The following is a 12,807-nucleotide window of genomic DNA, read 5'->3' as shown; positions in this document are numbered from 1 at the left end:
CGATCGACATGTATTGGCAGGCAGCAAAGTTTATTTATCATCTACTTAATAGGGCTATTTTTGAAATGGTAAAACGATTTTAACAGTCGTTCCTTCTCCCTCAACACTTTTCACTTTAAAATCAAAATGATTTGAATAATGCAGCTTTAAACGATAGTAAACATTTTTTATTCCCACATGTTCTCCAATGTTTTCAACCTGTTCTATTGATCGCATTAACTGTTCAAATTCCTCTTTTTCCATCCCCTGCCCATTATCTGTTATCTGACATATTAAAGTATCACCATCACGTTTTATCGATATGTTGATCATTCCGTTTCCTTTTATCGGTTCAATTCCATGTATACTTGCATTTTCTACAAATGGAATAAGAGACATGTTCGGAATAATGCACTTCCTAGCTTCTGGATCAACGTCAATATGGTATTGCATTTTGTCATCAAATCGATAATATTGTATTTCTAAAAAGCATTTTATTAAATAAATTTCTTCGTCTACACTGACCCAATCTTTTCCCCAAATGAACGATTTTCTAAGCATTTTCGCCATATTATGAATGATTTTTGCCGTTTCTTCTTCATTTTTTAAAATACTTCTCATCCGAATGGTTTCCAATACATTAAATAGGAAATGTGGGTTAATCTGACTTTGTAAGGCACTTAATTGTGCTTGTTTACGTTGTAATTCTAAATCCTTTTTTTGAATATCTGCTTTATATACTTCATTGATGAGCCTCTTAATTTTAGATGCCATCCGATTAAATGCTTGGGTAAGCTCACCAATTTCATCCTGGTAATTCACACCCTTTATCAGTTCAAAGTTTTGATCTTCAACTTTCCTCATATGCTTTAAAATACGTAATAAACGTACATGAAGAGAGCTTGTAATATAAACAATAAAAAGAGATGGAAAGACTAAATTGATAAGAGCGAAATAGAGAATAAAATTTCGAGAACCCTGAACCTCTTCAAGTAATACCTTCTCTTGAGCAACACCCACTACCTTCCAATTATTTAAATAAGGAACATTAAAGGGTACTTCAAAAACTAACATATCCTTTGAAAATGTAATCGTATCATACTGAATATTTCCTTCTGACCAATTTACCTTTGGATTTGTTGAATATTCAATTGTTTCTTTCTCATCCAACAAATAAATATCACCCGGAAATGTCACATTATGAAAAATACGATCCATTATTCCAATATCAAATTGTAATTCTAATATTTTCTGTGTGGAATCTTTCGTGGTGAAATAATCCATTTCCCTTATTAAACTAAATGTATCTAGTTTTCCTGATTCTCCAATTCTACGAGTCAAAACTGGATAAGAGCTTCTTATTGACTCTGAATCCTTATACCAATGAGACTCTTTAACAAGGGTATCAATTTTATTGACACCCCCTGCATAAATAACCGTATCATTATTTGTGTATAAATTTAGTGAACGAACAGTCGAAAAAAGTGGCACTTCTTTATAAATTCTACTGTAATAATTATAATAAGCATGGATAAAATCGATGCTTGATTCATACTTGGTTTCTAAAAAATTATACAACTCATATTCCGTATATAACTTAGATGAAATTTCGACTGCATCATCTATCGCTGTTCGGAAATCATTCGATATTTGTTTTAAGGAAAGGGAAATATCATTCATCTTTTGTGCTCTTACATTGTTGGAAGTAATTTCATAAAATGCAATGTGCGTTAATGTAATTGGAATGAAAACTGATACAATATAAATGATTAATAGCTTATTTCTTAATCCTATATTATTAAAATTGAATAGATTCATTTTATCTCCATCTCAAAATCTTCCTTTATAGTTTTTTTCGATATTGAGTTGGGGTCATACCAGTCGTTTTCTCAAATTGAGTGACAAAGTAATCAGGATTTGAAAAGCCCACACTTTCTGCTACCTGATAGATACGCAAATCGGTCTGTCTTAATTGTTTTTTCGCTTCATTTATTCGGACTTGTAGAATATATTCTTTAAAATACATGCCATATGTTTTTTTAAATAACTGCCCCATGTAAACCGGGTTCATATAAAATGTATTCGCTATATGTTTCAATGTAAGATCATTTTTATAGTGTGTATCAACATATTTTTTGATCCTTCGTATGTTTCCTGAACCACACTCCTTGTTCAGTCGATTTAACAGTCCAGCTGCCTCTAATAAAAAGTCTAGAAACATGTTCTTAATCTCAATCAAAGTACTAGGCAGGTTGTCCCAATTTAACATGTTCTGTAGTGTAGTTAAATTTTTTTCATCTCCATCCATCGACTGTAAGGTTTTCACCACTTCATGAACTACCCGATTTATAGAAGTCCTTACTGCATCTTTTGCGAAAGCCTCTTCTTGAAACTGTTCAAACATCATGACAACATCTTTTCTAATCTCAGAGATTAGATTTTCTTCGATATGTTCCATTAACGATTGGTATTGTGTTTGATCAAGCTCAATGTAATTAACAGACCTATTTTTTGTGTTACCATATACGATCGGTTTTTCGGATGCTTCCACATACTTAAATTGCAGAGCTTTTATTGCCGTTTCATATGATTCCTTTATATCAATTGCATCATCTACAATCCTTCCGACGTAGATGGTGACATCTGTTTGTAAATGTATCGTGAGCTGAGCCTTTACTATTTCTGAAAAATGAAAAATCCCCCCGCTAAATGGTTGAATTTCTTTATTTGTGACTAGTAGGCCTATTCGGTTACTTCCGTGTTCACGAAACAAAGTAGTAGAATTTACAGCCTCACCATGAATAGTTCTACTAATAATTTCACGAATCTTTATCGTATTTACAGCCACATTATTTATTTCTATGATGATATAGGCAAATCCAATTGTTTGATCAATATTCAGTTTTTTCACACAATCTTGGCGGAGATCTTCTTCAAGTTCGATTGTTAATAAATCATTGAACGCAGTCTCTGCAACAATATTTTCTCTGTTTCTGTTTAACTGTAATTCTTTCGTATACTTATCTGCTACCTTTCTAAGTGTCTCTTCAATTTCCTCTTTATCTACTGGTTTTAAGATAAAATCATGTACACCATACTTAACAGCTCTTTGGGCATAGTTAAAATCACTATACCCACTAATAATAATGAAATTTGGGTTTGTCTTTTTAAGTTCAACTGTATGTTTTATTAATTCCAGACCATCTAAGACAGGCATCTTAATGTCTGTAATGACTAAATCTGGATGAAACTTCTGAATATACTCCAAAGCATCTTCCCCATTATCTGCTTCTGCACAAACTTCAAAACCACAGCCTTCCCAATCAATAAGATTCATCAATCCTTTACGAACATATCGATCATCATCTACTAAGAATACTTTGAAAGCCACCGTAATCATTCCTCCATTCAAAAAGGCACTAGATCAATCAGCACCCTTCATTATAGCGCTTTCATTTTTCCTCGTTACCATTTTATCCCTACTAGAGTCACATAGAGGTCTGATTGATTAAGTTTGTTTATTCTATAAACTAACTATATATTAAATATTCCCATTTTTCAAACTTTCCCGGAGAACTAAATTGAGAAAATCACGACAGGAAAAATCCTTCACCTGCGGTTAAATCAAGTTCATATCCGCTTGGAAAGTTTTTATATGATTGTTTTTATTGTGTAATCAGGAAAGATAACGAAGGAAAGCACATTTCAACTATTACGAATATGTGCTTCCTTCCTGTATTCATCTTTTATCTAACCGATTACGATTATTTTTTTAAAAGATCCGCAAAAGATCTTAATAGATTACTATCTTGTTCAGCAATAGCCTTCCCGCTTTGAGCATGGAGTTGATGATTGTAAGCATTTAGCTGTCCATTCAACGCCTTTGTATTTCCTTTGGTTGCTGATGCTTTTGCTGTTTGCAGCTTTTTCGTCAGAGAATCTGCGACACCTTGTTTTGTCACAAAGGCTTCCGTTAATCGGCTTAAACTATCAAAATCGACCGTTACTGTAAATTGGAATTCAACTTCTGTTGTATTTCCTGCTTTGTCGGTTGCTAAAGTTGTAAATTTATTGACTCCTACCTCAAACTTATAGGCCGGTCCTTCCACATTTGGGCATTCTTTAGAAGCTATTCCTGACAGCTCATCCACGATCTTGCAAGTAATCGTAATTGACGAATCGATCGAATAAGAATCTTGATGACCGATCAATTGGATGACAGGAGCTGTTGTATCAAGAATAATCTTTTCTTGGTATGTTTCACTGACATTTCCGGCTTGATCTTTAAATTCAACAAATACAGTCTTCTCTCCATCTTCAGAAGGTAACTTCAATTCTTTTGATGTTGTGTATGCTTCCCAATCTGTCCACTCTTTTCCGTCAGTTGAATAGCGCACTTGATGCACTCCACTGCTATCATCCGTTGCCTCAAGAGATAAGGTGACAGTTCTTTCATTTGTGTATTCGGCACCAGAGTTAAGAGAAACTTGACCTACTGGACTTTCTGTGTCTTTTTGTTCTGATTCTCCTATAATGATCGTAGCAGTCACCGTTCTATTTTCAGGAAGAATCTCTCTTTCAGGTATCATATCTAAAACTGGTGTCCCGTCCGTTGACCAGTGTACGATTCTTGCAGATATATTTCGTTGACCTCCCCCAGCAGGCATCGTGTGATAAATGTTAATCAAATTTCCATCCTCATCTAGTGTATATGAATTATGTCCTGGTCCATATTCTCCAGGTACAGATTCTGAGTTTAGAAGCGGATAACTATTTTTTGTCCAGGATGCAGGGTCTAATAAATCACTTTCTTCATTTGCTGTTAACATACCTATTGAATAGGTAGTATCTACTCCTGAAGCTGAATAAGTGAGAAATACTTTATCTCCATGTTTTAGGATAAATGATCCTTCTACAACCTCTGTTGTTAGACGCTCCCATCCAAAATTAGGTTTGTTTATAACAACAGGCTCAGTCGTTAACTTCCATGGTTCTTCAGGATTAATCTTTGCAATTAAAAGAGTAGAAATTTCATCCGGTGTTCCAGCCGGACCTCCATAATTATAAATGACATAATGTTCATTTTTATGCTCGAAATAGGTCATATCATAAGTGAGACCTGATGTGGAAAGGAGTTCTCCATCTTTTTTGAGTACCCTTTTTGGTGTTTCCCAGTCTGATGGTGAGATTGGATTTCCACCATCCTTTAACTTCATTACATAAGATTGAACGGTATACCAATGCGGACTGCCACCGGCAAAGAATACATATAAATCACCATCTATTATATGGAATTCAGGCGCCCATAGGGAACCAGATAATTCTCCTGATGGATTACGGTTGAATATTCTATTAACTGGTGCATCTTTTAAGTCTAATATTGTGTCTGCTTCCCGAACATCTAAGTAATTGAATCCGCTTTCACTAGTAGCTATCAAATAGTATTTATCGTTATACTTAATGACATTTGGATCTGCATACCCTTTTATCATCTCTTTTGGATAATCTGTTTGTTTGACAGTTCCGCTAACTGAATAAGTACCCGGCATGCTAAAATCATTTTGCGTAAACTGCTCCTCATTCCAATTCACAAACTTTTCTGCTGTTGAACCATCACTATAAGAAGCAGTAACTTTCATATTTTTGAGATCAGCAAACGTAAATTCTTGATTGTTTTCTACGTTAACTTCAATGTTCGAAACACTCGTATTGGTTACCTTTGCTAATTTTTTCGTTATTACTTTAGCTTCAGCCTTTGTAACTACAATGCGATTACTAGGAATGGAATTAGCAATATTTGTATTCACTTCATTTATTTGAAACTTAGCTCCTTCTTTCGGCTCACTAACAGTTTTAAAATCTTGTGTTGTATTAAAGTAGCTCTTTCCAGTTGACGTTTTCCATTCAATACGATATTCATCTGAAGAAGGGTCATATTCAGCAATTGGCTTAACGACTGTTTCATTTGTGTTTAGTGATACTAAACCTACTTCTTCATATGAAATTAAATCTTCTGATTTAAATAATAAAATAGATGACTGTTCAGCTTGGCTTTGAGAACCACCCTTGGTGGATCTTGTAGCAATGACACCAAAAGTTCCGTCCTTCATTCTAAAAATGTAGGGATTCACTAATTTTTTTGTTAGACCTTCTTTTGCGCTCCCAGCATTAAAATCAGCATTTGCAAATAAGACACCTGTATTATTATTTAAAGCAGTATAGTTCTCTCCATCTTCACTATAACCCAAGTGCATAGCATCTGTGACAACACTGCCACCAGCACGATGATAGCTTAGAATATAAGCTGCAGACGATTCAATTACTTTTACATGAAATTCTTTTTTTGTTTGTTGGTCTTTATAAGAAATCGTAGCAGTTAATGAGACTTCCTTCATGCCTTCTGAAGGCGAATGAATGTTTCCGTCTTTGTCAATAATCGACATATCACTACTTTCCCAGGAAATAGAGGCTACGCCACTAGTAGTAGGCAACTCATCATCCTCTGTAAGTACATATGGAATGTATAACTTTTTTTCAATCGTTTCAGTAACATTAGCTAAAGAAACAAGCGTTATCGTAAATTCCTTTGTGGCTTTGTAACCATTTATCTCAAGTGTTGCTGTTAGTTTTGCTGTCTGTTCTTCATCACTTAATGTAATGACACCAGCATTTGAAATGATATTTTCATTACTAGACTTCCAAGAGATGGTGGAACCATTACTACCCTTTGTAGGTAAGCTTAAATTGCCAAAAACGGTGGAAGTATCACCCAAAGTAAGGTTATTCTTGTCCTGGTGTAGTGATAACTGATTGACAGACTCCTCATATACGTTACTCACATTCATATCGTCTAAAGCATCCCCATAGATACGTAGATCTTGGAAGGAACCTGCAAACGTATGGTCATTTATATAATTTGATCTCCCTATATATGCATTTAATTCAGTACCAAAGTCACTAGTTGTTCTCGTTTTATTGACAGTACCTATTTTCTCCCCATTGATGTATCCGGTTACAGAATTAGGAGTGATAACAGTCGTATAGTGGGTCCATTTTCCATTGTTAGCTGTTGTATTTGTTGATGTTACCCCAACTTCGGTACTCCAAGGGGCACTGCTGTTTAAGGAGTTGGTAAATACCGATTTAAAGTTACCGCTTGGATTTGTTGGGTTGAATAACCAATAGTTTTCAGGAACTTTACTTGCATTTGCCGGTGTTCCGAAAAACAATGCTGAATAATTTCCACTACCTGTGTTACTTTTCAGCCACGTAGAAATGGTTAAACTATCTTGATGATCGAATAATCCATCTGGTAACTTAACGTAATTTGTATTACTATTCGTTCCACCAGGTAAAGTTAAGCCATCTGTATAGGTGATATTCCCAACAGCTTCTCCATGTTTTTCGTTACCTGAAACATCTTTAAGATCTTTAATTAAAGGGTAGTGTGCTAAAAGGTGTTCGTCATTACCCACTTTCGATTCTTCTACTGCTAATATTGCCTGTTGAGAAAACAAACTACTCCACAGGAGTATCGCAGCTAAGACTAATAGTTTACTATTTTTGAAAATCACTCTATTTATACCTCCCAAAGTAATATATGTTTAGTTACATGCTTCTTTAATATTGGCTGTTCACAAACTTTGTTGCTATGCCTTTTCATTTCACAAAAAGGTTCATTTCCAATAAAAACAGATAATAAAAGGAAGCACATTTTATCTATATCAAATATGTGCTTCCTTCTGTTTTGATATTTGTACCTGTTGAATCTAACCTATAAATATATTACTTTTTTAGTAGATCAGCGAAAGATACTAATAGATGACTATCTTGTTCGGTAATGACTTTCCCGCTTTGAGCATTGAGTTGGTTTTTATAAGCATTTAGTTGACCAGCAAATGCCTCTTTATTTCCCTTGGCTGCTGATGCTTTTGCCGCTTGAAGCTTTTTTGTTAGTGAATCTACAACTCCTTGTTTTGTTACAAAAGCTTCTGTTAATCGACTTAAACTATCAAAGTCAACTGTTACTGTAAATTGGATCTCAACATCTGTTTTATTACCAGCTTTATCAGTTGCAGAAGCAGTGACCTTATTTACTCCTACTTCAAAGCTATATGCTGGTCCTTCAACACTTGAACATTCTTTAGAAGCTACTCCTGACAACTCATCGTCTATCTTGCAAGAAATCTTAATAGACGAATCGATCGTATAGGAATCTTGATGACCGTTAAATTTTATTACAGGAGCAGTCGTATCTAATATGATTTTTTGTTGATATGTTTCACTTACATTTCCAGCTTGATCTTTAAATTCAACATATACTGTCTTATCACCATCACCAGATGGTAACGTATATTCTTTTGAAGTTGTATACGCTTCCCATTCTGTCCATTCTTTAGCGTCAGTTGAGTAGCGAACTTGATGAACTCCACTACTGTCATCCGTTGCTTCAAGAGATAAGGTAACAGCTGACTTATTTGTATACTCCGCGCCAGAACTAATTGTAAAGTGACCTACTGGACTTTCTGTATCTCCTTTTTCTATATAAACAGGTTCAGTAATACCGTTTAATGTTGGTTTAACTTGTTTGATCGAACCATCCGTGTTAAATTCCATCTTATCAATGACAACTTCACGGTTAAAACCGTTACCATCAGGAATGGCATGCCTTGCATAAACAATATAATAATCATCTGTGTTCGGTATGTTTAATACAGAGTGATGACCAGGTCCTTTGATTCCAAGGCTTAAATCTTTACTAAGAATGACACCTTTCTTCGTCCAAGGCCCCATTGGAGATGATCCTGTTGCATATGCAACTTGATAGTTCTCACTACCAGTATCATCTTCTGACCACATTAAGTAATAAATACCATCCCGCTTAAAAACAACAGGAGCCTCTCTAAAATTCGCAGGTGTCATATTCACTGGATCCTGGGCAAATGAAACCATATCATCGTTTAGCTTCGCACCAAATAAATTTCCATTCCCCCAATAAAAGTAATACTGTCCATCATCATCTTTAAATGCATAGGGGTCAATGGCTTGGCCTGGATATATTCCACTTGGCACTAATGGTTTATCTAGAGCATCTTTAAACGGTCCTGTTGGAGATGTAGATGTTGCTACACCTATGTTGGCGTCTGCAGAGAAGTAGTAATAATACGTCCCATCTTTTTCTGTAATGGTAGGCGCCCAAGCACGATTATCTGCCCAAGTCACATCATCTGTTGCAAGATCTAAAATAACACCTTCATCCTTCCAATTGATTAAATCCTTTGAAGAAAACGCTTTAAATTGTGAACCTGACCAGCCATCAAATCCATCTGTTGTAGGATAAATATAATACGTATCTCCAAAAACAGCGATTTGTGGATCTGCATAAAGTCCTGGCAATGTACCTGATGGATACATCTTCAATTTCACAGTCCATTCCTGCTTGTTTCCATCTTTGTCTGTCACTGTATATGTAACAGGGTTTGTAAAATCTTGTGTTTCACCTGATGCTGGACTCACTGTAGAACCTGGTAAAAGGGTAATCGCCGGTGTTAATTTTGTAATATCTATATCTTGCCCCTCTTTAATAGGAACAGCAATTGTATGAGCTTTCTTATCAATTTCAGCTTGACCCTTTTGACCAGGAACTTCAAAGTTTCCAATACCAGTCGGTTCAATGCTCATTTCAAGGATCTCAGCTTCTGAGAGCGCACGATTATAAATCTTTACATTGTCGAAAGATCCTTTAAAGTATTGATCTCCAGAATAGAAGGATTTCCCTAAGTATGCTGATAAATCTGCTCCTAAGTCTTTCATTGCCACTGTTACATTGTTATTTTCAGCTACAAGAATACCATCCTTATACATCTTCATACTTGTAGGTGTCATGACAAGTTTGATATTCATCCACTTGTTCTTAATGGAAGATGTATTCGTTTTAACCTCCTGCTCGCTAGACCAACTGTTTACCGTAATGGCATTTCTTATTTCACTATCACGTGTTCTTAAGAACATATATTTTTGGTCATTCTTACCTACTGAAAAGGTAAAGAAGTTTCCTGATACTGTTTCCGCCTTCATATCCATGGAAATAGATACTGTATCTCTGCCATCAAAGAAACCGGTTGGGAAGGCAGCAAATGTATTAGTCGTACCGTCAAGAGATAATACCTTAGAGTCTTTTTCTTCATCTGTCACATAAGTTGCATTACCATTCAACGTACCAGTATAGTTGTTGCCTGAATCATCCTGAATCGTGTTGTCAGTTGTTGTTTCTTCAAAATTGTACTCAAGGATTGGCTCTTTTTGTTCTTCTTCGTCTGGTGCCTCGACCACTTTGTTCCATTTAGCCATGACAGCTTCGAACTCTTCTTGTGTTATAGGTAAGACAGAACCATGTCTTTTTTTATTAGATCCTAAGGAATAGACTGAAGTTGTTAATTTAGTAAATTGACCACTTGAGAGCTCGGTCGTTAGTAACGGGAGATAACCTTTTCCTGTTGAATACTGATCGACCATTAGGTTCCATTCTTCTCTATCATTAAATTTAAAAATTAACGGACCTTCTACATCACGCCCTGTTAATCCTGTTGAATCTTCAATTGTTCCAAGCTTAGACCATGTGCCAAGTATTTGATTACTTTTTTCGATCGTAATTTGTCCATCACCTGAGTAACGGTAATACATATCATTTTCTTTAATGATCGTTGTATCAATAATATGAGTATCACCTGGACGGTCAATAAACACCTTTGGTTCGGTAAACGTATAGAAATCTCTAGTCTTTGCATAATAAATATTGTGTGGTTCAAATTCCCCTTGCTCATTACTAGTCGTTGAAGCCCAAAATACAACATATTCTCCTGTTTTTTCATCATAAAAAGCTTCAGGTGCCCATGCATCGCCTGCATTAGGTGGGGCTACTTCAACCATCCTAGGTTCAGACCAGTTTACTAAATCAGTAGATTCCCAAATAATAAGAGATTTGCTTCCAGCAGTTTGCGCTGCCCCCCAACCTTTTCCATTGGCTATACGTAAGTCTGTTGCGATGAGATAGAATTTATCCCCTTCTTGAGAACGTAGAATATAGGGATCACGCACACCTTTTTCACCAATATCAGACATTAATACTGGATTACTTTCATTTAAATCTTTCCAGATTAGTCCATCAGAACTACTCGCGAAATAAATCTGTTCTCCGATATCGTGTTCACCGGTAAAATGTGTCATTAAATAATTAGTGAAATTCTTTTTATCCGTTTTCGCCTTAACAGTAAGTAGAATTTGCTTTGTATCACTTACTTGACCAGAATGAATAGTCGCTGTTAATTTTACTTGTGTATCAGAGTCCTGTCTTGTTACAACACCAGCAGGAATATCATCATAATTTTCATTTTCTTCTTTATTTACACTTACTACATCTGGGCTGTCGGTTTCCCACGTGATTGATGCTCCTTTATCAGAACTTGTAGGTAACGTAATATTGCCGCGGATGTCATCTGCATTTGGAATTTTTAAGTTAGCTTTTGCTAATTCAACAATTTCAACATCAGTTAATGTTACATTTTGTTTCACTTCTTCTGCCGATAATGTATAGTTATATACTTTAAAATCAGCTAATTTACCAGTAAAGGCAGCATCAGGTTCAAAAAGTGATTTCCCAATAAATCCAATAGAATTTGCTGTAGGATCAACACCTTCTTTTAAAATGTCCATTACTGAATAAGTATGTGGTAGAGTTCCAACTGGTTCCCCATTAAGATAAAGAGATATTTCCCCTTCTTTAAAAGTCGTTGTGAAGGTATTTTTTTCTCCTGAATGAATCGTTGCATTTTGAAATAGAAGCTCCTTATCGGAGTTCTTGATCCCAAATCTAACATTACCATTTCCTTGTTTTGGATTTAAAAAGATATAATTTTTCACATTTGGCCAAACACCTGTCTTGTTACCAATACTATAAAGCCAATGTGCAGCACTTGTGCTTGTGCTAAATGTTGTTTCAATGGTGAATGTTTCATCATCAATAATCCCCAAAGGTAATTTTACATATTTAGACTTATCACCAGTGAAGTTTAAGATTTTATCGTTTTCTTCTTCTAAGAAGTCTCCTTCAGTAAATCCAACATATTCTGCATCAAATCCACTGTTCGTCACATCTGTTAACTTACCATTAGCTATTGACATATCATAATGTGCGATTAAGCTATCTTCCACTTTAACAATCTCCTCTGCTTGTATTACTGGTATTGGGAGGAGTGAAATTATTATTACTATTGTTATAAATAGTGATAACCACTTTTTACCCTTCATAGCACTTTACCTCCTTGGTTAATAACACTTACCGAACTTAATAGGCTAAATAATAGATATCTTTCTATTACTAAATTAAAAACCTAACTTTTTTTGGCATCACCTCCAGCACATTAGGAACTAACGTTTAAAAAGTTTTACACTTTTATATTCCACCCCCTTTCAAGTTTCGATTTGTCTAATACGAAATGGATTAGTTCTAGAAAGATAAGTAGAGTTCAATTAATCTACTTATTAAAATGAGAAAGGATGCTTTTATTAGATGAATAGAGAAGAGATCTAAAGAGGTAGATGAAACTATAAAGATTGTATTTTGTTCATTGTTATTTTTACTGGTAAGTAAAAAGGCAAGTAATTACTAGTAACTTAAATACGGTTACAAACGATCTCTTAAATAAATTGTTTTCTCATGAACTTGATACCCTCTAATTATAAAGCGTTTACATACATGAGGTTAATGGAGTAACTTTCGAAAATATTGTAAATTCATTTTTTATTTCTCAATTTAAGGGTTCAAAAACT

The 12,807-nt window shown here is 35.1% G+C and carries 4 protein-coding genes; all 4 read right to left on the bottom strand.

Annotated elements, in window-relative coordinates; all coding sequences use genetic code 11:
- Positions 1-54 precede the first annotated feature (54 nt).
- The gene (locus tag HUW50_RS15360; RefSeq protein WP_185653012.1) at positions 55-1,797 is read right to left on the bottom strand and encodes a sensor histidine kinase; all 1,743 of its coding nucleotides are present in this window, start codon (positions 1,795-1,797) and stop codon (positions 55-57) included.
- A 25-nt stretch (positions 1,798-1,822) separates the two neighbouring features.
- Positions 1,823-3,370, bottom strand: coding sequence for a response regulator transcription factor (locus tag HUW50_RS15355; protein WP_185653011.1), 1,548 nt, complete (start codon positions 3,368-3,370; stop codon positions 1,823-1,825).
- Positions 3,371-3,743: 373 nt separating this feature from the next.
- Positions 3,744-7,553: a family 43 glycosylhydrolase gene (locus HUW50_RS15350; protein ID WP_185653010.1), complete on the bottom strand. Its 3,810-nt coding sequence runs from the start codon at positions 7,551-7,553 to the stop codon at positions 3,744-3,746.
- A 211-nt stretch (positions 7,554-7,764) separates the two neighbouring features.
- Positions 7,765-12,285, bottom strand: a complete 4,521-nt coding sequence (locus tag HUW50_RS15345) for a family 43 glycosylhydrolase (protein WP_185653009.1) — start codon at positions 12,283-12,285, stop codon at positions 7,765-7,767.
- Positions 12,286-12,807: the final 522 nt, after the last annotated feature.

It is taken from the genome of Metabacillus sp. KUDC1714, from assembly GCF_014217835.1.
Taxonomy (GTDB): domain Bacteria; phylum Bacillota; class Bacilli; order Bacillales; family Bacillaceae; genus Metabacillus; species Metabacillus rhizosphaerae.
This window is presented reverse-complemented; position numbering and strand designations above follow the sequence as displayed.

What these genes read in the sequence shown, in the direction of transcription:
- HUW50_RS15345 (WP_185653009.1), bottom strand. Translation starts at nt 12,285, where the DNA reads ATGAAGGGTAAAAAGTGGTTATCACTATTTATAACAATAGTAATAATA.
- HUW50_RS15360 (WP_185653012.1), bottom strand. Translation starts at nt 1,797, where the DNA reads ATGAATCTATTCAATTTTAATAATATAGGATTAAGAAATAAGCTATTA.